This window comes from Prodigiosinella aquatilis, assembly GCA_030388725.1.
GTDB lineage: Bacteria > Pseudomonadota > Gammaproteobacteria > Enterobacterales > Enterobacteriaceae > Prodigiosinella > Prodigiosinella aquatilis.
Genome location: CP128857.1, coordinates 447,391 through 470,116 on the forward strand (window position 1 = coordinate 447,391; position 22,726 = coordinate 470,116).

21 protein-coding genes and 1 other RNA gene are annotated in these 22,726 nt (G+C 49.1%); 13 read left to right on the forward strand and 9 right to left on the reverse strand.

The window, feature by feature from the left end:
* Window positions 1-98: 98 nt before the first annotated feature.
* The 4 genes from arcB (at window position 99) to PCO85_02075 (ending at window position 5,406) form a co-directional block, all read left to right on the forward strand.
* Window positions 99-2,438 (forward strand): aerobic respiration two-component sensor histidine kinase ArcB, encoded by a 2,340-nt coding sequence (gene arcB / locus PCO85_02060; protein ID WJV54290.1) that lies wholly within the window; start codon window positions 99-101, stop codon window positions 2,436-2,438.
* Window positions 2,439-2,674: 236 nt separating this feature from the next.
* Complete coding sequence (gene elbB / locus PCO85_02065) at window positions 2,675-3,328, forward strand: isoprenoid biosynthesis glyoxalase ElbB (protein ID WJV55964.1); 654 nt, start codon at window positions 2,675-2,677, stop codon at window positions 3,326-3,328.
* On the forward strand, window positions 3,325-4,056 hold the full coding sequence (mtgA, locus tag PCO85_02070) for a monofunctional biosynthetic peptidoglycan transglycosylase (GenBank protein ID WJV54291.1): 732 nt from the start codon (window positions 3,325-3,327) through the stop codon (window positions 4,054-4,056). Before elbB ends, mtgA begins: the two co-directional genes overlap by 4 nt.
* Window positions 4,057-4,113: 57 nt before the next feature.
* Window positions 4,114-5,406: an alginate lyase family protein gene (locus PCO85_02075; protein WJV54292.1), complete on the forward strand. Its 1,293-nt coding sequence runs from the start codon at window positions 4,114-4,116 to the stop codon at window positions 5,404-5,406.
* A 150-nt stretch (window positions 5,407-5,556) separates the two neighbouring features.
* On the opposite strand, the gene dolP is transcribed toward PCO85_02075, so the two are convergent.
* From dolP to PCO85_02095, 4 genes are read right to left on the reverse strand one after another with little or no spacing between them, the layout of a single operon-like run.
* Window positions 5,557-6,129 carry a division/outer membrane stress-associated lipid-binding lipoprotein gene (dolP, locus tag PCO85_02080; protein ID WJV54293.1) on the reverse strand — a complete coding sequence of 191 codons (573 nt, stop codon included), beginning with the start codon at window positions 6,127-6,129 and terminating at the stop codon, window positions 5,557-5,559.
* Window positions 6,130-6,139: 10 nt separating this feature from the next.
* On the reverse strand, window positions 6,140-6,730 hold the full coding sequence (gene diaA, locus PCO85_02085; GenBank protein ID WJV54294.1) for a DnaA initiator-associating protein DiaA: 591 nt from the start codon (window positions 6,728-6,730) through the stop codon (window positions 6,140-6,142).
* Between the two features lie 40 nt (window positions 6,731-6,770).
* Entirely contained in the window at window positions 6,771-7,127 is a 357-nt protein-coding gene (locus PCO85_02090) for a YraN family protein (protein ID WJV55965.1), read from the reverse strand.
* Entirely contained in the window at window positions 7,124-9,181 is a 2,058-nt protein-coding gene (locus PCO85_02095; protein ID WJV54295.1) for a penicillin-binding protein activator, read from the reverse strand. The genes PCO85_02090 and PCO85_02095 overlap by 4 nt, the downstream gene beginning before the upstream one ends.
* Before the next feature lie 59 nt (window positions 9,182-9,240).
* On the opposite strand from PCO85_02095, the gene rsmI reads away from it, so the two are divergent.
* From rsmI to ygiD, 3 genes are all read left to right on the forward strand, one after another.
* The gene (gene rsmI / locus PCO85_02100) at window positions 9,241-10,110 is read left to right on the forward strand and encodes a 16S rRNA (cytidine(1402)-2'-O)-methyltransferase (GenBank protein ID WJV54296.1); all 870 of its coding nucleotides are present in this window, start codon (window positions 9,241-9,243) and stop codon (window positions 10,108-10,110) included.
* A 42-nt stretch (window positions 10,111-10,152) separates the two neighbouring features.
* Window positions 10,153-10,531, forward strand: an RNA gene (rnpB, locus tag PCO85_02105) — RNase P RNA component class A.
* Window positions 10,532-10,755: 224 nt separating this feature from the next.
* Window positions 10,756-11,538 carry a 4,5-DOPA dioxygenase extradiol gene (gene ygiD / locus PCO85_02110; GenBank protein ID WJV54297.1) on the forward strand — a complete coding sequence of 261 codons (783 nt, stop codon included), beginning with the start codon at window positions 10,756-10,758 and terminating at the stop codon, window positions 11,536-11,538.
* A gap of 38 nt (window positions 11,539-11,576) precedes the next feature.
* Here the strand turns inward: ygiD and PCO85_02115 are convergent, their stop codons facing one another.
* The 3 genes from PCO85_02115 to tolC form a co-directional block, all read right to left on the reverse strand.
* Window positions 11,577-12,737 carry a glutathionylspermidine synthase family protein gene (locus PCO85_02115; GenBank protein ID WJV54298.1) on the reverse strand — a complete coding sequence of 387 codons (1,161 nt, stop codon included), beginning with the start codon at window positions 12,735-12,737 and terminating at the stop codon, window positions 11,577-11,579.
* 11 nt (window positions 12,738-12,748) lie between these two features.
* Entirely contained in the window at window positions 12,749-13,405 is a 657-nt protein-coding gene (locus tag PCO85_02120) for a DUF1190 family protein (GenBank protein ID WJV54299.1), read from the reverse strand.
* A gap of 334 nt (window positions 13,406-13,739) precedes the next feature.
* Complete coding sequence (gene tolC, locus PCO85_02125; protein WJV54300.1) at window positions 13,740-15,143, reverse strand: outer membrane channel protein TolC; 1,404 nt, start codon at window positions 15,141-15,143, stop codon at window positions 13,740-13,742.
* A gap of 373 nt (window positions 15,144-15,516) precedes the next feature.
* Between tolC and nudF the strand changes: the two genes are divergently transcribed.
* From nudF to PCO85_02155, 6 genes are all read left to right on the forward strand, one after another.
* Window positions 15,517-16,149 carry an ADP-ribose diphosphatase gene (gene nudF / locus PCO85_02130; GenBank protein ID WJV54301.1) on the forward strand — a complete coding sequence of 211 codons (633 nt, stop codon included), beginning with the start codon at window positions 15,517-15,519 and terminating at the stop codon, window positions 16,147-16,149.
* A gap of 4 nt (window positions 16,150-16,153) precedes the next feature.
* Window positions 16,154-16,576 (forward strand): DUF1249 family protein, encoded by a 423-nt coding sequence (locus PCO85_02135; GenBank protein WJV54302.1) that lies wholly within the window; start codon window positions 16,154-16,156, stop codon window positions 16,574-16,576.
* Between the two features lie 27 nt (window positions 16,577-16,603).
* On the forward strand, window positions 16,604-17,431 hold the full coding sequence (cpdA, locus tag PCO85_02140) for a 3',5'-cyclic-AMP phosphodiesterase (GenBank protein ID WJV54303.1): 828 nt from the start codon (window positions 16,604-16,606) through the stop codon (window positions 17,429-17,431).
* On the forward strand, window positions 17,431-18,012 hold the full coding sequence (gene yqiA, locus PCO85_02145) for an esterase YqiA (protein WJV54304.1): 582 nt from the start codon (window positions 17,431-17,433) through the stop codon (window positions 18,010-18,012). The genes cpdA and yqiA overlap by 1 nt, the downstream gene beginning before the upstream one ends.
* A gap of 118 nt (window positions 18,013-18,130) precedes the next feature.
* Entirely contained in the window at window positions 18,131-20,026 is a 1,896-nt protein-coding gene (parE, locus tag PCO85_02150; GenBank protein WJV54305.1) for a DNA topoisomerase IV subunit B, read from the forward strand.
* Window positions 20,027-20,033: 7 nt separating this feature from the next.
* Entirely contained in the window at window positions 20,034-20,930 is an 897-nt protein-coding gene (locus PCO85_02155; GenBank protein WJV55966.1) for a LysR family transcriptional regulator, read from the forward strand.
* 27 nt (window positions 20,931-20,957) lie between these two features.
* Here PCO85_02155 and PCO85_02160 read toward each other — a convergent pair whose 3' ends face one another.
* Complete coding sequence (locus PCO85_02160; GenBank protein ID WJV54306.1) at window positions 20,958-21,539, reverse strand: NAD(P)H-dependent oxidoreductase; 582 nt, start codon at window positions 21,537-21,539, stop codon at window positions 20,958-20,960.
* A gap of 259 nt (window positions 21,540-21,798) precedes the next feature.
* A complete protein-coding gene (locus tag PCO85_02165) occupies window positions 21,799-22,659 on the reverse strand; it encodes a ketose-bisphosphate aldolase (GenBank protein ID WJV54307.1) in 861 nt (286 codons plus the stop codon).
* Window positions 22,660-22,726: the final 67 nt, after the last annotated feature.

Here is a 22,726-nt window from a genome sequence, read left to right on the forward strand (position 1 = left end):
ACCGATATTTGTGGCGGTTCGCAAATTAACGGCACATTTACCGCGCTCATTATTATTTTACAGTATGATTTGCGGGTCCACGACTAAGGAAAAACACTATGAAGCAAATCCGGCTATTGGCCCAGTATTACGTTGATTTAATGGTAAAGCTGGGTCTGGTCCGTTTTTCTCTGCTACTGGCTTCGGTGCTGGTGTTGTTGGCACTGGTGGTGCAGATGGCGGTAACACTATTGCTCAGTGGTGAAGTCACCAGTATTGATGTTGTGCGATCCATCTTTTTTGGCCTGGTGATCACTCCCTGGGCGGTTTATTTCCTTTCTGTCGTGGTGGAACAACTGGAAGAGTCGCGTCAGCGGCTTGCCAAGCTGGTAGCCAAGTTAGAGGAAATGCGTCATCGCGACCAGCAACTGAATGAACAATTACAAGATAATATTGTTCAACTTAATCAGGAAATTGCGGATCGTATCAAAGCCGAAGACGCTCGTCTGCTGATGGTGAGTAAATTGCGAGAGGAGATGTCTCGTCGGGAACAGGCGCAGGTTGAGCTAGAGCAACAATCAGCCTTGTTGCGTTCCTTTCTCGATGCTTCACCAGACCTGGTTTATTACCGTAATGAAAATAAAGAGTTCTCTGGTTGCAACCGCGCGATGGAATTGTTGCTTGGCAAAAGCCAGAAGCAGCTGATTGGTCTGACACCAATTGATGTTTACACGCCAGAAATTGCAGAAAAAGTGATGGAAACTGATGAAAAAGTTTTCCGTCATAACGTTTCCCTGACCTATGAGCAGTGGCTGGTATACCCCGATGGGCGCAAGGCCTGTTTTGAACTACGAAAAGTACCGTTTTATGACCGAATGGGAAAACGACATGGGTTGATGGGGTTTGGACGCGATATAACGGAGCGTAAGCGTTACCAGGACGCGTTAGAGAATGCGAGTAGGGAAAAGACTACTTTCATCTCAACAATCAGCCACGAGCTTCGTACGCCGCTTAATGGCATTGTCGGTTTAAGCCGTATTCTGCTCGATACACATCTGGATACGGAACAGCAGAAATACCTGAAGACCATCCATGTCAGCGCTATCACGCTGGGCAATATTTTCAACGATGTCATTGAAATGGATAAGCAGGAACGTCGCAAGGTTCAACTGGATAATCAGCCGATAGATTTTGAGGGCTTTGTAGCCGATCTGGAAAACCTGGGTGGATTGCTGGCGCAACCGAAAGGGCTGCGATTAAAAATGGAACTGCATCAACCCTTGCCGAAGAGCGTCATTACGGATGGTACCCGGTTACGTCAAATTCTGTGGAACCTGCTGAGTAATGCTGTGAAGTTTACCCAGCAGGGAAATATTGTGGTGCGAGTGGAGTATGGACCAGGTGATCAGCTGCGCTTTGAAGTTGAAGACTCCGGTATGGGCATTCCAGTTGATGAGTTAGAAAAAATCTTCTCCATGTACTATCAGGTGAAGGATCAGAATGGCGGCAAACCGGCCACCGGAACCGGCATCGGTCTGGCAGTATCGAAACGTTTGGCGCAGAACATGGGAGGCGACATTCTTGTTACCAGTGAACTGGGTAAAGGTTCTTGTTTCACTTTGACAGTCGTGGCACCAGCGGTGGAAGGAGAGAGCGCAGATGCCGAAGATGAGGAAGGAATGCCATTGCCGGCACTGAATGTCTTGCTGGTGGAAGATATTGAGCTGAATGTGGTGGTGGCCCGCTCGGTACTGGAAAAACTGGGCAGTAGCGTCGATGTGGCAATGACCGGTCAGGCGGCGCTGGATATGTTTGATCCTGACGAGTTTGACCTGGTGCTGCTGGATATCCAGTTGCCGGATATGACGGGTTTGGATGTGGCTCGTAAGCTGCGTGAGCGTTATGTCCATCGAGATCTGCCGCCGCTGGTTGCGTTGACGGCCAATGTACTCAAGGACAAAAAAGAATATCTGGATGCAGGTATGGACGATGTGCTGAGCAAACCACTCTCCGTGCCGGCACTGACTGCCGTCATCAAACAGTACTGGGATCATCATGAAGGCGACGTTCCTGTCGTGTCGGAAGATATTCCTGAGTCGGTTCAGGAAAACACGTTGGATATCGCCATGCTGGAACAATATCTCGATTTGATTGGTCCGAAACTGATTCATCAAAGTCTGGCGATGTTCGAGCAAATGATGCCGGGCTATCTGGCAATACTGGATTCCAATATGACGGCACGTGATCAGAAAGGTATCGCGGAAGAAGGACACAAAATCAAAGGTGCGGCCGGAACGGTAGGGTTACGGCATTTGCAGCAGGTAGCCCAGCAGATTCAGACCACAACATTGCCGGCTTGGTGGGATAACGTTCAGGAGTGGATTGACGAATTAAAGCATGATTGGCGTCATGATGTTCAAATGCTGAAGGATTGGGTTTCGGAAGCTGAAAAAAAATGACCCCGACCGAAGCCGGGGTGCGCGAATTATGCGCCAACACCAGGGAAACTTGTACACCTGCAATCTGCTCTCAAAGTTGTTAGTTCGCAGGTGTGTGTGGAATTACATCTTCTGGCAACAAACACCATAGCAAATATAGCGCCGTTTGTTACAAGAATCATTAAAATGTGTGATGTAGATTAGTGTTTGTCAATCAAAAAATCAATTAGTTGATGTAATGAAATGAGGTTTATATGATGAAAAAAGTCGGCGTCGTACTTAGTGGGTGTGGAGTTTTTGATGGTTCAGAGATTCACGAAGCTGTCTTGACTCTGCTTGCAATTGATCGGGCCGGTGCTCAAGCTGTTTGCTTCGCTCCAGATAAGGAGCAACTGCATGTAGTGAATCATCTGACCGGGGAAGTAACCAGCGAGAAACGCAATGTTTTAGCGGAGTCCGCACGTATCGCCAGGGGGAAAATCCAGCCTTTGTCTGCGGCGGACGCACGGCAGATTGACGCACTCATTGTTCCTGGTGGGTTTGGTGCTGCAAAAAATTTGAGTGATTTTGCCATCCGTGGTGCAGCGTGCCAAGTTGATGAAGACCTGAAAATACTAACAAATGAAATTTATAAGCAGAACAAACCAATTGGTTTTATTTGCATCTCTCCAGCCATTTTACCAAAACTGCTTAAAACTCCTGTCCGCCTTACCATTGGCAATGATATTGAAACAGCAGAAACCATTGAGGAGATGGGCGGTACCCATGTCGTTTGTCCAGTGAATGATATTGTGGTCGACATTGATAACAAGATTGTGACTACGCCAGCCTATATGTTAGCGAATTCCATTAGTGAAGCTGCTACAGGTATTGAGAAGTTGGTTTCTCGTGTACTGGCTTTGACTGAATGAGGCCGGGGCGTTACCGCACTCGTCTTTTCGTGACGACAAAACGTTGGATTTCCCGGGCGATACTGGTGGTGTTGGGGTTCTGGCTGCTGGAAATATTATTGTTTGCTTTCTTGCCAGTACCTTTTTCGACTGTGATGGTTGATAGACAACTAACGGCTTGGTTTAATGGGAATTTTTCTTATGTGGCCCACTCCGATTGGGTCTCGATGGATGAGATCGCACCGACGATGCCATTAGCTGTCATTGCGGCAGAGGATCAGAAGTTCCCATATCATTGGGGGTTTGATTTTGCAGCGATCAATGCGGCTCTCAGACACAATGAACGCTACGAAGGACGTATTCGAGGCGCATCGACCTTGTCACAACAAACAGTGAAAAATTTGATGTTGTGGGATAGCCGTAGTTGGTTTCGCAAAGGTCTGGAGGCCGGGTTAACGGTCGCCATCGAGCTAGTCTGGACCAAACGCCGTATTCTGACGGTATATCTTAATATCGCTGAATTTGGACCAGGCGTGTTTGGCGTCGAGCGTGCGGCCAGATATTATTTCAAGAAGCCAGCCAGCCGTCTGACTGCCAGCGAGGCGGCAATGTTGGCTGCTGTATTACCTAACCCTATTCACTACCATGCCAATGCCCCATCAGTCTATGTCATACGTAGACAGCAATGGATTTTGAGACAGATGCACCAGATTGGCGGAGAGGCATTTCTGAAAACGAATGGATTATAGTAAAAAGAGTATTAATATAAGTAAGTTGTGATAGATGATTTATTCTAAAGGGCGAATATGTACCCGAGTTATTTGCTGCTGTTGGCGCTCTCGTTATGGAGCGGCTTTAGTATAATAGGAAGCGCAAGTGCTGAAAACAACAGGCATGCTTATGTATTTTGGGATCCAACCCAGCTACAAACGGTTAAACAGCAGCTTAAGCAACAGGTAGCAACACCTCAAACCCGGTTGGCCTATCGCCAACTTTTATCGGAAGCGAACAAAGTACTTCAGGCTCCTAACCCCTCGGTTACTCAAAAACTTTCAACACCTCCCAGCGGTTCCCGCCACGATTATATGAGTCTGAGCGCCTATTGGTGGCCTGACCCGGAAAAGGAAGATGGACTCCCCTGGATTCGGCGAGATGGACAGGTCAATCCTGCCAGTAAAAATGAGCAAAGTGATGGTGTTCGGCTGGCGGCTTTCACAGAACATGTTCAGGCGCTGACATTGGCCTGGTATTTTTCGGACAAGCCTGAATACGCCAATAAAGCTATTTCAATGATCCGTACCTGGTTTATTGAACCAGCTACCCGTATGAATCCAAACCTCAATTACGCGCAAGGGATTCCGGGTATTGATGCCGGACGTGGCGCTGGCGTTCTTGATGGCCGTTACTTTTCGACTCGTATTGTTGATTCATTGGTTATGCTGCGTCAGTCCCCGAAATGGACCGCGCAGGATGAGCAAAAGATGCATCAGTGGATGAATGAGTATCTCACCTGGCTGCAAACTAGCAGGAATGGTAAGAAAGAGGCTACAGCGAAGAATAATCATGGCAGTTGGTATGCGGTTCAGGTTGCAGGTATTGCCTGGTATCTGAAGCAACCTGCACTGGTAAAAGCGATGGTAGAACTCCAGCGCCAGAAGCTTGATCACCAGCTTGCGGCAGATGGCTCACAGCCAGAAGAGCTGGTTCGCACTCGCTCTTTTCACTATAGCTATTTTAATCTGCAAGCGGTGACGTCCATGGCTATTCTGGCAGATAAAGTCGGTGAAAATCTCTGGAAGTATCGAACAGCAAAAGGGAGCGGACTGATAGCGATGCTGGATTTTATGGCTCCTTATCTGGACGAGAACAAGCTATGGCCGCATAAAACGCTGGACCGCCAAAGCAGTCGGTTGATTCCATTAATGCTGCAGGCAGATACGGCCCTTGCCCAACCCCGTTACCAACAGCAGATTATTCGTGCAGGATATGCCTCGTTACTAACGGGAGCAGAGGACTCTGACGCAGATAAAAGTGCCAAAAACATCAGTGTCGAAACCAGGCGGAATATTTGGTTGTTATCACCGCCGGCCAGAAAATAGCTTGCTGACATCGGCATTCTTGGTAATGAAACGCTACGATGATATTTAACGGTTTGATTCAAAATGGCCCAGTCTTGCTTGTTCAAGAATGGGCCATTGGTGCTCATGCAAGTTTGTCAGCAGCCTGACGGTTTTGCCATAACAGTGGGTCTAATCCAGATAGGTGAAAGCGGTAGTTACATGTTTTACACCACTGACTTTACTGGCGATTTCTGCCGCCGCCGCACCTTCACGATGAGTTACTATTCCGAGCAGGAATACTTCGCTGTTTTCCGTGGTAACTTTGACATCGGATGATTTCACTGTGTCACTAGCCAGTAACTGAGAGCGTATCTTGGTTGTGAGCCAGGTATCCATGGAGGCAGTGCCTAATGATATCGGTTTACCTTTACGGATTTCGTTATAAACTTCCGTAGCCCCTTCCACGCCCATAGCGATCTGTTTCGCCCGATTAGACAGTTCCGTATTTGGAGACTGGCCGGTCAGCAGCACTTTGCCTTGATAGGCAGTAGCCACCACACGTGCTTCTTTACTTATTTGAGCATCTTTGCTTAATGCATTGGATACGCGCAATTCCAGCGTTCCGTCATCTACCTGGGTTCCTATTGTTCGCGGATCAGTCGCGGACTTTGTTGCAACGGCGCTGCCGACAGCCACAACCCCGAGACAGCCTTGTAGCAGCAGGGCTGCAGATAGCACGGCAATGCAAGAATATATCCTCATGAGGTGCTCCTTAGTCGTTTTGGTGTGGAAAAAGCGTGTTATCAATTAAATCGCACAGACAGTTGACTGTCAGCATGTGCATTTCTTGTATACGGGCACTACGGTGGGAAGGGATGCGGATTTCCACGTCTTGTTGACCAAGCAGACCCGCCAACTCGCCGCCATCATAACCGGTTAATGCCACAATGGTCATATCCCTTGTCACTGCTGCTTCGACCGCTTTCACAATATCACGGCTGTTTCCGCGGGTTGAGATTGCCAGCAACACGTCCCCGGTCTGTCCTAATGCGCGAACCTGTTTGGCATAGACTTCCTCGTGTAATCGATCATTGGCAATCGCTGTTAAGACCACATTATCTGCACTAAGTGCAATAGCCGGTAAGCTGGGCCGTTCTGTCTCAAAACGATTAATCATACTGGCGGCAAAATGCTGTGCGTTGGCAGCTGACGTACCATTACCACAGCACAGAATTTTGTTACCATTAAGTAATGATTGAACCATGGCGACCGCTGCTCGAGAAATGGCGTCAGGCAGTGCTTCTGCAGCAGCAATCTGAGTTTGAATACTCTCGGTAAAACAGACTTTAATTCTATCCAGCACGTTTGGTTAACCTACTTTTCAGGGTTAGAAATCAGAAAAATTATGTGTGTGCGGCAAACGCATTGGGAATCCAGTCTATCTGATTGCCGGTAATTGCCAGCACATCAAAGCGGCAGTCAATAGTATCCAGACTGCCCCCCTGGCGAGATAACCAGACCGCTGCCGCATGAAGTAACCGTCGCTGTTTCTGCCAGGTAACGCTAGCAGCAGCATCACCAAAATTGGCATTACGCCGGTAACGAACCTCGACAAAGACCAGAGTCTGACGGTCTTGCATGATTAAATCCAGCTCGCCACCACGCAATGTCACATTGGCTGCCACGAAAACCAACCCGGCATGTTCCAGATAACGCCGGGCCTGTTGCTCAAATTGAGTTCCGGTGGCACGCGGGTTCAGGATGCCGGTACCAGCTGTCCCTGACGGAATTGTAGCCAGGTCAATTTGCGGTTAATTACGCAGTCTGGTGTCGCACTAAGTGTACCTGTCGCACCTGCAATCTGATAGCCGGGCAGTTGTCGCATCTGTGTGAAATGGCTGGCTAACGACCAGGCGTCCATTCCCATGGCATACAGGCGTACCAGAGAATAGTCATTTTTAAACTGATGACTAACCTGCTGCAGCAGCGTCGGATTACTACCAGCCAATAGAGGAATATCACTGAATTGTAATCCCTCCATCTCTAAGCGGAAGTCTGGTCCCAGGTCTGCCTGGTAGCTGCGTGAACTGGCATACAGTGCCGGGCGGTTCTGCGACTGAGTTCGCATGTCGATCATCGGTTTAATCAATGACAATTCGTCTGGTGTGGCAATGATGTAAACCGCATCTACATTTCCGTTCGTTGACACACTGGCTACTGGTTGCACTTGCGCTGGAATAGTCAACCCAGCCCCGGTGGTTGACGGTAAGCTCTGAGCGGTAGATGTCATAACTGGTTGACCGGTGAGTGTCAAACCGGCTCCCCTGTTCATCGCCTGCTTTAACTCATCAACACCACCAATACGTTGTTGCAGCGCTGTTGTGCCTCCCAACTGCTGCCAGGCATTGGCAAATGCCATTACGACGCGATCACCCAGATTGCCGCGAGGTGCCAGGATTAACGGATGCTGTTTACCCTGACTGTGAATGAACTGCGCTGCATCGCGTGCTTCATCTTCTGGCGACAGCGCGAAATAACAGATGTTCGGACGGTTTTGAATGTGCTCGGGTTGGTTAAGCGCGAGGATATTCAGTGTTGAGTTCATGCCTGGCAACTGGTCCACTTCGTTTTTCAGTAGTGGACCAACAATAAGTGAAGCGCCATCTTGCTGGGCCTGAGCGATGACATTGGCCAGCGGTTGGGTAGACGTATCGTAAACTTTCACCGTATTGGCTGGCAAAGCCGTTGGTGACGGAGTAGGCGCTGAAGCGGCGCTGTATTCGGCAGATGAAGGTGGCGTCGACAGAGTATCATTCTGTGTCTGTGTCTGTGTCTGTGTCTGTGTCTGTGTCTGTGTCTGTGTCTGCGTCTGTGGTGTGGTTGTGGTCTGATCTGGTGTGGTCAATGCTGGTGCCGACGGCGTAGGTACTACTGGAGTGTTGATGCTGACCTGGCCGCTTCTGGCTGCATTAAAGCCCTGTTGGATGGCATTGGCAAATACCTGTGCCTGTCCGTTTAACGGTAGCAGTAAAGCAATGTTGTTAACCGCGGATGGCTGTAGACTCTGTGCCTGGATTAGTGCGGTTGGCAGGGTCTTGGCCGCTGGGTGGTGTGGATAGCGTTTCTGCCAATACTCAATCGCCGTTTTTAAATCTGCCGGTGATTTTATCGCGCCTTGGTAGGCAGTCAGTAAATCAAGCCAGCCTTGCAAGGTGTTTTCGTCAGCTTTAATGGCTATCGACATCAGGTCCTGAGCACTGAGTTTTGTCAATGCGCTCCAGGTGAGATCGATATTTTTCTGATGGGCATCTCCTTGCAGAAGCGGCTCTTGAGCGATATAGGCACGAATCAGCGTCAGGGATGGATGCCCCTGATTGATGCTGATTTGTACTTGATAATAACGCGCTAATTGCGACTTGGAGAGTGACGCTACATTTAGTTGCCCCAGTGCGGTGTTGGCCACTGCCGCATCGTTCTGAGCAGCGGTGATTTCTGCGGTTAACAGGTGTTGTTCTTGGCGCTGGCTATCACTTAATTGGGTTGGCAGTGCGTTCAACTGGGCACTGGCCTGAGGCAGCTTGCCTTCCTGGAACAGGGAACGAATAGCAAGTAATTGCCAGGCAGCCTTGTTATTATCACTGCTTTGCTGCATTTGTTGCAGATAATAATCAGATGTCGCCCCGGCTTTACCCTCTACCTGTTGGGTAGACGGACCCTGTGGCACCTGGCTTGGGCAACCTGCGAGAAACAGTACCGCTAACATGACAGGTATTAAACGGCCTGTATGGGTATGAAAATAATTTAAGGGAAGCATACTGTATCCAGTAATGTTTTAGAGATGCTCAATATTAAATCGGCAACCCGGATGAAACAATGAATCAAGACCAACAAGCAGAGATTTCTGTCTCCACCCTGTACATTGTGCCGACACCCATTGGTAATCTTGGCGATATTACCCAACGGGCACTGGCCGTATTAAAACATGTCGATCTTATTGCGGCAGAGGATACCCGGCATACTGGTTTATTGTTACAACATTTCGCAATTAATGCGCGACTGTTCGCACTGCATGACCATAATGAGCAGCAGAAAACAGAACAATTGCTAACCCGCTTACAGGAAGGGATGAGCATCGCGTTGGTATCGGATGCCGGAACGCCGCTGATTAACGATCCTGGTTATCACTTGGTCAGACGTTGCCGTGAAGCCGGGATCCGTATCGTGCCCTTGCCTGGCCCCTGCGCGGCTATCACTGCGCTTTCTGCAGCAGGTATCGCATCGAATCGTTTCTGTTATGAAGGTTTTTTGCCTGCCAAAACCAAAGCGCGTAAAGACACATTACGTGAGCTGCAGGAAGAACCGAGAACGCTGATTTTTTACGAATCAACACATCGATTATTGGAGAGCCTGCAGGATATCTGTGAGGTTTTGGGGCCACAGCGTTATATCGTGTTGGCGCGTGAGCTGACCAAAACCTGGGAGTCAATCCATGGTGCGCCGGTAGGTGAGCTGCTGAACTGGGTACTGGAAGATGAAAACCGGCGTAAAGGTGAGATGGTGCTGATTGTTGAGGGTCATCAGCCGGATGAAGATGCGTTGCCAGCTGAAGCGTTAAGGACGATGGCGTTGCTGCGGGAAGCGTTGCCTTTGAAAAAGGCGGCGGCGTTGGCGGCGGAAATTCACAGTGTGAAGAAAAATGCTTTGTACCGGTATGCTTTGGAACAAGATGGAAAAAGCGAATAAACAAGGATGACAATAGCGTCAATATGCCCTATCATCCGCGCCGGAGTTGACCAGACAGTCGCCGCTTCATTGCCGTCCCTTTCGGGGGAGACAGATGGAGGGGAGGAAAGTCCGGGCTCCATAGGGCAGGGTGCCAGGTAACGCCTGGGAGACGAAAGTCTACGACCAGTGCAACAGAGAGTAAACCGCCGATGGCCCGTGCAAGCGGGATCAGGTAAGGGTGAAAGGGTGCGGTAAGAGCGCACCGCGCGACTGGTAACAGTTCGTGGCACGGTAAACTCCACCCGGAGCAAGGCCAAATAGGGGTTCACATGGTACGGCCCGTACTGAACCCGGGTAGGCTGCTTGAGCCAGTACGCGAGTGCTGGCCTAGATGAATGGCTGTCCACGACAGAACCCGGCTTACCGGTCAACTCCACCATCTTTTAAAGCGGCACATAGTAATAGACTATGTGCCGCTTTTTTATGTAGACACAATGCAATGACTGCCACTCCTCAAAGTGCCAACCTTCATTTTTCATAATTGATAACAAGTTACCGTCAAATTTATTGACTGTCTTTATCACGTTTATCTGACAGCATTTTGAAAAACATGTGCGTAAAGTAGTGTCCATATCGTTACCAATGTTAATTAAGGATACGCTTATGAGCACTTCCCGGATGCCCGCACTGTTCCTCGGACATGGTAGTCCGATGAACGTGCTGGAAGACAATAACTATACCCGTGTCTGGAGTCGGCTGGGAGAAACACTACCACGGCCAAAGGCGATTCTGGCAATATCCGCACACTGGTATACCCGTGGTACAGCTGTCACCGCGATGGAAAAACCACGTACTATCCATGATTTTGGCGGTTTTCCACAGGCGCTATTCGATACTCAATATCCTGCTCCTGGTGCACCAGAATTGGCTTATAAAATCCAACAATTATTGGCACCGATTGCGGTATCCGCCGATCACGGTGACTGGGGGTTGGATCACGGGACCTGGGGCGTATTGATAAAAATGTACCCCGACGCGAATATCCCGGTTGTACAACTGAGTGTGGATGGATCGCAGACGGCAGAATATCATTATGAATTGGGCCGCAAGCTGGCTACGCTGCGAAATCAAGGAGTTATGATCGTTGCCAGTGGCAATGTTGTACATAATTTGCGAATGGTAAAGTGGCAGGGAGATATGGCTCCTTATTCTTGGGCGGTGGCATTTAATGCTTTTGTGCGTGAAAACCTGACCTATCGAGGCAAACAACATCCACTGGTGAATTTTACACAGCATGAGGATGCGGCGTTTTCCAACCCGACGCCGGAACATTTCCTGCCATTGCTATATGTGCTGGGAAGTTGGGATGGTGAAGAGCCGATTTCAGTGCTGGTGGATGGTATTGAGATGGGATCACTAAGCATGTTGTCGGCGCAGATCGGCTAGCTATACAAACAAAAGACACCTGAAGCGGTGTCTTTTGTTCAGTCCAGAATAATATGTGGGTAAAACCGTGACAGATCCTGAGTGATCAGCTCACGATCTTCACGTAAACCGATGCCGCAAGGGACATCATCCACCAGCCAACTGCCGATGAGTGTATAGCTGTCATTGAATTTGGGCAGCGGATGATATTGTTGCACAATCTTGCCCTCTTCACCGTAGGGGCCATCCACTGACGCAATCTGTTGACCATTTTGGATGATCTGTATATTTGCTCCTTCACGGGAAAACAACGGTTTAATGACATAGTTTTCCATTGCCGGGTGATTGTCCTGTGCAAAGTAGGCAGGCAGCAGATTGGGATGATTGGGGAACATTTCCCATAGTAGTGGTAATAACGCTTTGTTGGATATGATGCTTTTCCAACCGGGCTCCAGCCAGCGTACTCCGGCATCTGCCAGCTTGGTGGAAAAGGTTTCACGCAACATAAACTCCCATGGGTATAGCTTGAAGAGATTGCTGATGACGTGATCCTGTAGGTCAGTAAATTGCCCTTTTTCACCCAGACCTATCTCTTCAACAAACAGGAAGTCATTAGCCAGTCCGGCTTCTAATGCACAGTCCTGTAGATATTGTACCGTTCCCCGATCCTCTTGCGAGTCTTGACAACAAGTAAAATGCAACAAGTTAAAACCATGATTGATATGAAAATTTTCAAACCGCGCAATCAGTTTTTCCTGAATACTGTTGTACTGATCGGCACTCTTCGGCAGTTTCCCCGCATTCATCTGATCCTCAAGCCAAATCCATTGGAAGAATGCAGATTCATATAACGACGTTGGCGTGTCGGCATTATTTTCCAATAATTTTGCCGGGCTTTTTCCGTCGTAAGCCAAATCAAGACGCGAGTAGAGCGACGGTTGATGGGTCAACCATGAGTGTCGTACAAACTCCCAAGTATGTTTGGGAATGTGGAATTTGGTCAGCAGTTCCTCACTGTTCACCACTTTATCGACCAGTTGAAGGCACATTTGGTGTAGTTCGGCCGTGGTATCCTCCAACTCTTCGATCTGGGGCAGTGTAAACTGGTAATAGGCATCTTCACACCAGTAAGGTTCACCGTACATAGTGTGAAACTGGAAGCCGAATTCCGCTGCTTTTTCGCGCCAGTCAGGCCGTTCTGTGATGGCAATCCGTTTCATGTTTATGAACCTCAGCCACCCATAGAGCGGTACATTTTAGTGCTGCTGCTAGTGCGTCGCAGCGTGTTTTGTTTAGTAATCCGCTCGCCGAATCCGCCACGGGTGATGGTTGTGGTGGTAGGGAGTTTAGGAGCCAGTGCGGTTTTAGGTACCGTTATTGTTCTACCGGTTGTTGCTTTACCGTAATCTTTACCGGAAGCGTCAAAAAATTTGCCATTGGCGGGACTGTTCGGTGCCCTGGATGTAAACAAAGGTTGTTGTGCGTAACTCCCTCCACCCATTAATCGACCCATCATATAACCTGCCATTAGCGGCATCCAGAAACTACCGCTTTGCTGCGACTGTGCTGCCATTCCGGCCTGAGCAGGAACCTGGGTACACTGCGCTTCGCCAAATTCAGCGACACAATCTTCTCTTGTGGCATATTTGGGCGCGGTTTTTTCTGCTTCTTTCAGCGCGTTGTTATAAGACGCCGAACACTGCTCTTTCATCGATGGATTAGCACGCGTACAGTCGTCGGCATTTTGGTACAGCGAGACGGTTTCGTCAGCTTTTTCACATCCGACCAGCAGAAAAACCGAGCTCACCGCCAGGGCGATCGGTGCTATATGATAGTTTCGCCACTCTTTGCGGAAGTGGTTGTGACTGATATTTTGTGTTCTTTTCATTATGTTGTCCCAGAGAAAGGGCTCCTTGCCCAACATTAATCTAATGATTGTAAGCAGTTGTAAGAATAAGGGAACACCAAAAAGATTTAAAGTAATGTGAACTGTCCCGAAAGGCTATTTACGCAGCTATACAATTAGTTGAGGACAAGATCGGGAAACAGAATTGTGAAGGAATGGTGGGGGAGCCAGTGTTGCTCCCCACTACTATACCCGTCATCTTTCAAGTTGCAGGTGTGTTGGCTGCGTTCGTTTACCCGAATCACTTACCTGAGTAAGCTCATCGGGACTCTCTCTTGCCGCCTTCCTGCATCTTGGAATCTATTGGGTATAAACATTACGGGCGGGATTTACTGGCCGTTGTCGGTGAAATGGCAACAATGGGCTTATTATCAACGAATACTGGTGTTGTGGACACAGGTTTCCCCAGTGTCGCGTTTAGTATTCGCAGGTCGTTTTCGTTCAGGGTCCCTAGCGCGTCTTTAATATTCAGTTGGTTAATCAAATAATTATAACGCGCGCTGGATAACTGCTGTTTGGCATTATACAACGTGGTAGTGGCATCCAATACATCGACAATGGTACGTGTCCCTACCTGATAACCAGCTTCCATCGCATCTAGCGAACTTTGAGCAGAAATCACAGACTGTTTGTAGGCATTGATACTGCTGATGGATGCAGAAACGTTGTTATAGGAAGAACGTACTGTCTGAATAACAGTGCGATGAGAACTTTCCAGATCTTCGCTACTGGCCACATAGTTATCCTGGGCTTGCTTAACTTGAGAACTGGTCGATCCACCACTGTATAACGGCAGATTGAAGTTCAAGCCTATTTGGTTCTGACCTATATTGTTATCAACATAACTGCTGCCTGTGGCCCTGGAACCAGAATATTTAGTATTACTCAATCCGGTAGATGCAGTCAGATTAAGTGTTGGTAAATGGCCACTTTCCGCGTAACGAATCTGCTCGCGAGAAAGATCCTGATTTAGACGGGCAGAGAGCAAGGTAAGGTTGTGATTCTCAGCTTTTTTCAACAGAACATTAATCGGTTCAGGTTGCTGAGTATTAAAATTGCTGATATTCAGACCAGATAATTGTGGATAAAAATTGCCAGTAATTTGACGCAGACTTTCAAGCGCATTATCCAATGCATTACGTGCGGAAACTTCACTTGCCAGCACACTGTCATATTGTGCCCGAGCGTTCTGAACGTCGGTAATGGCAACCAATCCTACATTGAAACGTTGCGTGGTCTGATCCAGTTCACGATAAATGGATTGTTTTTGCGCATTATAGTAAGACAGAGAGTCAATGGCGCGCAGTACGTTAAAATAGGCCGTCGCGGTATTGAGAAGCAGAGTCTGCTGGGCAGTTTGGTAAGTTACATCTGAGATACCAGCCTGCTTTTCCTGTAGGGTTAATGCCCGCCATTTTGACATATCAAACAGTGTTTGAGTTAACTGCAATGAAGCACTCTTCACATTACTGTTAACGTCATTACGATCACGGAAACCGTTGGTGTAAGTATAATCCGCACCTAGGCCTAACTGAGGTAGCAATGAAGAACGCGCTTCATTGATTTTCTCAAAGGCGGAATCACGGGTTGCCGCTGCGCTGCGCAAGTCAGGGTTGGTTTCTCTGGCTTGCTGGTAAACTTGTAATAAATCTTCTGCCTGGCTTACAACGCTAAAGCCGCTTAGGCTCAGACCGATAAGAAGAGAGAGCAATTTCTTCATTTGCATTCCTTGTTGTGCCGCAAAGTTGCTATGGTAGCGCCATCTAGAGACGATTAGTGGCGAATTCTATCAGAATCAGCCAATAGGATTAGGTAGCCGAATGTGCCATCGTATTCCAGTGCTATTTCAGAACGGCGATGGTATTTTGCCATTCTGACAGCTTATGACATGTTGGGCGCACTTCCGTGCCGTATATCATCCGTGTACGTTCCGGGGTTTACACGTTGTTCACATGCAGACTGCCTGTAATCATTATGCCTGCAAAATGGACGACTAAGTTCACGTCAATATCATACAGACACAGTGAGTATCATCCATCATTTCTTATCACTCAATACTGGCTTCACAGCTATTTGTTAACGGGAGTTGAATTATGGCGTCCTCAGACAGGAATCTGGCGACTTTTAACAAAGACGATGTAGAAATTATTGCACGTGAAACGCTTTATAAGGGGTTTTTCTCATTAGAACGCTATCGTTTCCGCCATCGCATGTTCAATGGGGAAATGAGTGGTGAAGTGAGCCGTGAAATTTTCGAGCGTGGCAACGCTGTTGTCTTGCTGCCTTATGATCCGGTGCGTGATGAGGTCGTTCTGATTGAACAGATTCGTATAGCCGCCTACGATACCAGTCCTTCCCCGTGGTTGTTTGAACTGGTTGCTGGCATGATTGAACCTGGCGAAAGTATGGAAGATGTAGCACGACGTGAAACACGAGAAGAAGCCGGTTTGGTGGTGGGGCGATGTAACCCAGTGTTAAGTTATCTCTCCAGCCCTGGCGGTACCAGCGAACGTCTGGATATTATGGTGGGGGAAGTGGATAGCCGTACTGCGGACGGGATCCATGGGCTGGCGGAAGAACATGAGGACATTCGCGTCCATGTGGTGAGCCGTGAGCAGAGTTACCAATGGGTAGAAGAAGGGATTATTGATAACGCAGCTTCTGTCATTGCCTTGCAATGGTTGGCGTTGCACCATGAAACACTGAGAAACGAGTGGGTGGACTGAATTTATGAGGCGTTATACCCCGGATTTCCCGGAAATGATGCGGCTGTGTGATACCAATTTTGCACAATTACGCCGTTTGTTGCCCCGTAATGATGAGGTTGGCGAAAGGGTGGTTTATCACATCCATAATGCCAGCTATCGTTTAACTATTCTTGAGTCTACACGCTACACTTCGCTGGTGAAAATTCAGCAAATTGCCCCGGCGGTAAGTTACTGGAGCCTGCCAACACTCGTGGTTCGGCTATACCATGATGCGATGGTTGCGGAAGTGTGTGCCAGTCAGCAGATCTTCCGCTTTAAAGCACGTTATGATTATCCGAACAAGAAGTTACATCAACGTGACGAAAAGCATCAAATTAATCAGTTCCTTGCTGATTGGCTAAAATATTGTTTGGCGTATGGTTCGATGTCGGTTCCGGTTTGTTAGACAGATTTCAGAGACAAAGGACATTATTTGGAAAGCCTGTTAACACTTCCTGTGGCGCGTGGGGCCAAAGTCAGGATTTTACAAATAACAGATACCCACTTGTTTCTCAGCGAGAAGGAAACATTGCTTGGCGTTAATACTTACCGCAGCTACCGCGCGGTGCTGGATGCTATTGAGGCACAGGGATATGAATTTGATCTGATTACGGCGACTGGCGATTTGGCGCAGGATCATTCACTGGAAGCGTATCAGCATTTTGCCTGTGGTATACGCCGTTTTGCTGTTCCCTGTGTGTGGTTACCGGGCAATCACGATTTTCAGCCTGCGATGGTGGATGCGCTGGCTGACGCGGGTATTGCACCGTCCAAACACGTCTTACTTGGCGATGACTGGCAGGTGATCCTGCTGGATAGCCAGGTGTTTGGCGTACCTTATGGTGAATTGAGCGACTATCAGATCGAATGGCTGGAGCGTTGTCTTGCTGCCGGCCCACATCGTTTTACTCTGCTGATGTTACATCATCATCCGCTACCTTCTGGTTGCTCATGGTTGGATCAGCACAGCCTGCGTAATGCTCATAGTTTGAATGCTGTGCTAGTGCGCTATCCACAGGTTAATACCGTATTATGTGGACATATCCATCAAGAGCTGGATCTTGACTGGAATGGTCGGCGTCTGCTGGCAACGCCGTCTACCTGTGTGCAGTTCAAACCGCATTGCACCAGCTTTACCATTGACAATGTGTCCCCTGGCTGGCGTTATCTTGAGTTATTGCCGGATGGAAGGATGGAAACCCAGGTGTTCCGCTTGGAAGGTGATGAATTCCGGCCTGATATGGATTCGGATGGTTACTGATGCCTACCTTGCTTTATCTTCACGGTTTTAACAGTTCCCCCCTCTCGGCTAAAGCCACAGCATTCAAGGCGTGGCTTGCGCAGCAGCATCCTGAAATCGAGATGTTGATACCTCAATTACCGCCTTATTCAGCAGATGCTGCTGAAATGATGGAGAACCTGGTGATGGAGCGGGCCGGTCGTCCGCTTGGCATTGTTGGTTCCTCGTTGGGTGGGTATTATGCTACCTGGCTTTCCCAGTGTTTTATGTTACCGGCGGTGGTGGTTAATCCGGCGGTGAGACCGTTTGAACTACTGCTCGGTCATCTGGGTGAACAGCGGAACCCCTACACCGGAGAGCAATATGTGCTAGAGTCTCGGCACATTTATGATCTCAAGGTCATGCAAGTGGAACCGCTGGAGTCTCCGGATTTATTGTGGTGTCTGCTACAGAGTGGCGATGAGGTGTTAGATTACCGGCAGGCAGTGGCCTATTACACAGCATGTCGTCAGACAGTAGAATCGGGTGGCAACCATGCCTTTATGGGGTTTGAGCATTTTTTTGCACCCATTATCGATTTTCTGGGGCTAACGACTAATTGACCATCATGGCGTAGACTGCGGTGATAGTGTCAGAGTAAAAACGAAAATTTGCCTGTCATCCATGTGTAAGTTACACGCCGTCATTACATTTCAAACAACGACTTAACTCATTCAAATCATGACTCAATCAAGTTATAACGCTGATGCGATTGAAGTACTCAGTGGACTGGAGCCGGTTCGCCGTCGCCCGGGAATGTACACGGATACCACGCGTCCCAACCATATGGGACAAGAGGTTATTGATAATAGCGTCGATGAAGCATTGGCAGGATATGCCCATCGTATCGATGTCATTCTGCACCCCGATCAATCACTGGAGGTGATTGATGACGGTCGCGGTATGCCGGTGGATATCCACCCTGAAGAGGGTGTTCCGGCTATTGAACTTATCATGTGTCGTCTGCATGCCGGCGGCAAATTCTCCAATAAAAACTATCAGTTTTCCGGTGGCCTGCATGGCGTCGGGATTTCAGTCGTCAACGCATTGTCTCTCCGGGTTGAAGTCTCAGTACGCCGGAATGGACAAGTCTATGACATTGCATTTGAAAACGGCGACAAAGTACAGGACCTGACGGTGTCGGGTACTTGCGGTCGTCGCAACACAGGTACTCGGCTGCGTTTCTGGCCGGATGAAAAATTCTTTGATAGCCCGCGCTTTTCAATATCACGCCTGACGCATCTGCTGAAAGCCAAAGCCGTGTTGTGCCCCGGTGTGGAAATGGTCTTCAAAGATCTGATTAACAATACCGAACAACGCTGGTGTTATCAGGATGGCTTGAACGACTACCTGTGCGAAGCGGTTAACGGCCTGCCCACGCTACCGGAAAAACCGTTCACTGGTTCCATTCTCGGTGATACCGAAGCGGTGGAATGGGCGCTGCTCTGGCTGCCGGAAGGTGGCGAGCTGTTGACTGAAAGTTATGTCAACCTGATTCCGACTATGCAAGGTGGTACGCATGTTAACGGTCTGCGTCAAGGGCTGCTGGATGCGATGCGGGAGTTTTGTGAATTCCGCAATATTCTGCCACGCGGGGTAAAACTCAGCGCAGAAGACCTATGGGATCGCTGTGCCTATGTGCTGTCAGTAAAAATGCAGGACCCCCAGTTTGCCGGACAGACCAAAGAACGCCTTTCTTCCCGTCAATGCGCCGCATTTGTATCCGGCGTGGTGAAAGATGCCTTCAGTTTGTGGCTGAACCAGAACGTCCAGGAAGCGGAACAACTGGCTGAATTGGCGATTTCCAGTGCTCAGCGGCGTATGCGTGCCGCCAAGAAAGTGGTGCGTAAGAAACTTACCAGTGGTCCTGCATTACCCGGTAAGTTGGCGGATTGCACCTCACAGGATCTGAATCGCACTGAATTGTTTCTGGTGGAAGGGGATTCTGCTGGCGGCTCCGCTAAACAGGCACGTGAGCGTGAGTTTCAGGCTATCATGCCGTTGAAGGGAAAAATCCTCAATACCTGGGAAGTGTCCTCGGATGAAGTGCTGGCATCACAGGAAGTACATGATATTTCGGTAGCAATAGGTATCGATCCAGACAGTGACGACCTGAGTCAGCTCCGTTATGGCAAGATTTGTATTCTGGCAGATGCGGACTCTGATGGGCTGCACATCGCCACGTTGTTGTGCGCACTGTTTGTCCGCCATTTCCGCGCTTTGGTTCAGGACGGCCATGTCTATGTGGCGATGCCGCCGTTGTATCGTATTGATCTGGGTAAAGAAGTCTATTACGCGCTGGATGAAGAAGAAAAAGCGGGCATTCTGGAACAACTGAAGCGTAAAAAAGGCAAACCAAATGTACAACGGTTCAAAGGGTTGGGGGAAATGAATCCTCTACAATTGCGTGAAACGACTCTCGCTCCTAATACCCGGCGTCTGGTGCAGCTCACGATTAACGCAGGTGATATAGAACAAACCCTGGCGATGATGGATATGTTGCTGGCGAAAAAACGCTCTGAAGATCGCCGTAACTGGTTGCAGGAGAAAGGCGATAAGGTCGACATCGAGGTGTAACCCTATGATGAAAATCACGCTGGAAGAGATGCAGGCTTTTGTCGTGGTGGTGGATAGTGGTTCCATCACGGCGGGGGCTGAACAGTTAGGGCAAACGACGTCCGGCATCAGCCGTGCCTTGAGCCGTCTGGAACACAAACTGGATATCACATTGATCCACCGTACCACCCGGCGGCTTTCTCTGTCTGAAGAGGGGCAATTGTTTTTACAGCAGGCCCGTGATGTTATCCAGGCGGTAGAATATGCCGAAGAACAAATGGCACTGCGTCGTGAACAACCCAGTGGGCGGCTGCGAATTAATGCGGCCTCCTCGTTTATGCAGCATGTCATTGTGCCGTTGATTCCTGAGTTTCGTCGCCGTTACCCCCAAATTGTGCTGGAACTGAATACCGATGATGTGATTATCGATCTGCTGGAACAGCACACCGATATCGCTATTCGCATTGGTACGCTGCGAGACTCCAGCATTCATGCGCGCGCGTTGGGTGCCAGTCGGTTGCGAGTGCTGGCAAGCCCTGAATATCTGCGTCGCTGTGGTGTGCCAATGAGTGTGGATGCGTTGGCTAGCCATACTCTGTTGGGGTTTACACAAATTGAATCGCTCAATCACTGGCCGTTACGTAGCGCTTCTGGTGATGTTTACCCGATCAGACCTGCACTGGCTGCGTCCAGTGGTGAGATGCTGCGCCTGCTGGCGCTGCGTGGTGAAGGTATCGTGCGGCTCTCGGATTTTATGACGCGGGAGGATATCGCTGCGGGACATCTGGTTCAGATCCTTGAGGATGAAACGGTGGATATGCGTTTGCCGGTGAATGCCGTGTATTACCGTAATACCCAGTTGGCGGTGCGGATCGCCTGCTTTCTGGATTTCCTCAGTGAAAAAATCGCGCAACACCCACTATAGACACAGGGCAGGGTTGCGCGCGGAGCGTTAGGCCAGAATCTGTCCGAGGTGTTGACGGTAACGGATGACATCGCCAGCAACATCAGGCTGTTTCATCACATCATTACAGATAAAGGTGGGCAGTGGTGACATGCCGATGAACTGATTGGCTTTATGGAACGGTAAGTAAACGCCGTCAACCCCTACACCGTGAAAGAACTGATCTGGGTCGGTAAACGCTTCCAACGGGGCATTCCAGGTCAGGGAAAGCATGTAGTGTTTCCCCTGTAACAACCCCCCAGAACCGTACTTTTTGCCATCGTCGGAGCGGGTTCGTCCATCGCTGGCGTAGAGCGAACCGTGGCCTGCCGTGAAGACTTCATCAATATATTTTTTCATGATCCAGGGCTCGCCCATCCACCAGGCTGGCATCTGATAAATCACGGTATTAGCCCACAGGTAATTCTGAACTTCCTGTTGAATATCGTAACCGTTATCGACGGTTGTGATCCGAACGTTATGACCTCTGTCGCGCAGGAACGTTGCCGCCGTATCGGTCAGGGTATTATTGAGTGCGCCTTTGGAGTGGGCAAACGCTTTGCCCGCGTTAATCAATAGAATGTTATGCATGACAGATTATCTCGCCGGTAATCAAGGTTGATATTGAAGATGGGCGTAGTCTACTTAACATGATAGGTGAGAAAAATGTGCGATTGCGCACAACACTGTTGACTAAATGACAATAATGTAAAAACGGATAAACGCGCCAGTTATACAAACTGCTGACTAATCAAATAGTAAGCTTTCAGCGTCGATGTATGTCAGTTGGATTATAGTGACAGGGAGTGTTGTCACTCCCTGTCTGTATTGTGACTATCTGTTTGTCGTATCAATATAAACTGGCTTTACCGGTAGAACCGAACAGCGCCATTTTATAGCGAATGACCTCTTTGGCCGCCTTGATGGGTTCCGGATAAATGGCATTGGGATCCCACCAGGTTTCACGGCTGAGGATTTCACGCGCTTTTTTAAAATAGGCATATTTCATATCGCTGGAGATGTTTATCTTACCCACGCCGAGTGTCACGGCTTCAGCGATCTCCTCATCCGGATTGGCGGAGCCGCCATGTAATACCAGCGGGATTGACACGCGTTGCGAAATATCCCGCAGGATGTGCATTTGTAGCTCTGGCTTCAGGTCTTTCGGGTAAATGCCGTGCGCCGTGCCGATCGCCACTGCCAGCGTATCAACACCTGTTCGGTTGACGAAATCCTCCGCCTGTTCAGGTTCGGTATAGATGACTTTACTGACGCCGCCTTCTATTGTGGTGCCGGTATCGCCAATCGTCCCCAACTCTCCCTCAACGGAAACGCCGACGGCATGCGCCAGTTTGACCACTTCGGTGGTCAGCGCCACGTTCTCTTCATAAGGCAGTAGCGAACCGTCGATCATGACGGAGGTAAACCCACACTGAATAGCCCGCTGTACATGCGCAATGGAGGCACCGTGGTCGAGGTGAATCACAAAAGGCACTGGGCTGCGTAAGGTTCTTTCCCGTACATAGGCGAAGAACGCATCGGTAACAAATTCCAGTTCACTGGGATGAATGGAAATAATGGCGGGTGTATTGGTTGATTCGGCTTCTTCCACCACGGCACGGATAAAGCAGCTATCGGCGACGTTGAATGCGCCAATGGCAAAGCGATGTTCGCGGGTGGGTTTCAATATTTCGTGCATAGAAATCAACATGTTTTGTCTCCCTGTGTTGGATGATAGGTAAAGCTTTTCCGCATCAGTGAGGCATCACTGATGTGTC

What these genes read in the sequence shown, in the direction of transcription:
- arcB (WJV54290.1), top strand. Translation starts at nt 99, where the DNA reads ATGAAGCAAATCCGGCTATTGGCCCAGTATTACGTTGATTTAATGGTA.
- elbB (WJV55964.1), top strand. Translation starts at nt 2,675, where the DNA reads ATGAAAAAAGTCGGCGTCGTACTTAGTGGGTGTGGAGTTTTTGATGGT.
- mtgA (WJV54291.1), top strand. Translation starts at nt 3,325, where the DNA reads ATGAGGCCGGGGCGTTACCGCACTCGTCTTTTCGTGACGACAAAACGT.
- PCO85_02075 (WJV54292.1), top strand. Translation starts at nt 4,114, where the DNA reads ATGTACCCGAGTTATTTGCTGCTGTTGGCGCTCTCGTTATGGAGCGGC.
- dolP (WJV54293.1), bottom strand. Translation starts at nt 6,129, where the DNA reads ATGAGGATATATTCTTGCATTGCCGTGCTATCTGCAGCCCTGCTGCTA.
- PCO85_02095 (WJV54295.1), bottom strand. Translation starts at nt 9,181, where the DNA reads ATGCTTCCCTTAAATTATTTTCATACCCATACAGGCCGTTTAATACCT.
- rsmI (WJV54296.1), top strand. Translation starts at nt 9,241, where the DNA reads ATGAATCAAGACCAACAAGCAGAGATTTCTGTCTCCACCCTGTACATT.
- ygiD (WJV54297.1), top strand. Translation starts at nt 10,756, where the DNA reads ATGAGCACTTCCCGGATGCCCGCACTGTTCCTCGGACATGGTAGTCCG.
- PCO85_02115 (WJV54298.1), bottom strand. Translation starts at nt 12,737, where the DNA reads ATGAAACGGATTGCCATCACAGAACGGCCTGACTGGCGCGAAAAAGCA.
- PCO85_02120 (WJV54299.1), bottom strand. Translation starts at nt 13,405, where the DNA reads ATGAAAAGAACACAAAATATCAGTCACAACCACTTCCGCAAAGAGTGG.
- tolC (WJV54300.1), bottom strand. Translation starts at nt 15,143, where the DNA reads ATGAAGAAATTGCTCTCTCTTCTTATCGGTCTGAGCCTAAGCGGCTTT.
- nudF (WJV54301.1), top strand. Translation starts at nt 15,517, where the DNA reads ATGGCGTCCTCAGACAGGAATCTGGCGACTTTTAACAAAGACGATGTA.
- PCO85_02135 (WJV54302.1), top strand. Translation starts at nt 16,154, where the DNA reads ATGAGGCGTTATACCCCGGATTTCCCGGAAATGATGCGGCTGTGTGAT.
- yqiA (WJV54304.1), top strand. Translation starts at nt 17,431, where the DNA reads ATGCCTACCTTGCTTTATCTTCACGGTTTTAACAGTTCCCCCCTCTCG.
- parE (WJV54305.1), top strand. Translation starts at nt 18,131, where the DNA reads ATGACTCAATCAAGTTATAACGCTGATGCGATTGAAGTACTCAGTGGA.
- PCO85_02155 (WJV55966.1), top strand. Translation starts at nt 20,034, where the DNA reads ATGAAAATCACGCTGGAAGAGATGCAGGCTTTTGTCGTGGTGGTGGAT.
- PCO85_02160 (WJV54306.1), bottom strand. Translation starts at nt 21,539, where the DNA reads ATGCATAACATTCTATTGATTAACGCGGGCAAAGCGTTTGCCCACTCC.
- PCO85_02165 (WJV54307.1), bottom strand. Translation starts at nt 22,659, where the DNA reads ATGTTGATTTCTATGCACGAAATATTGAAACCCACCCGCGAACATCGC.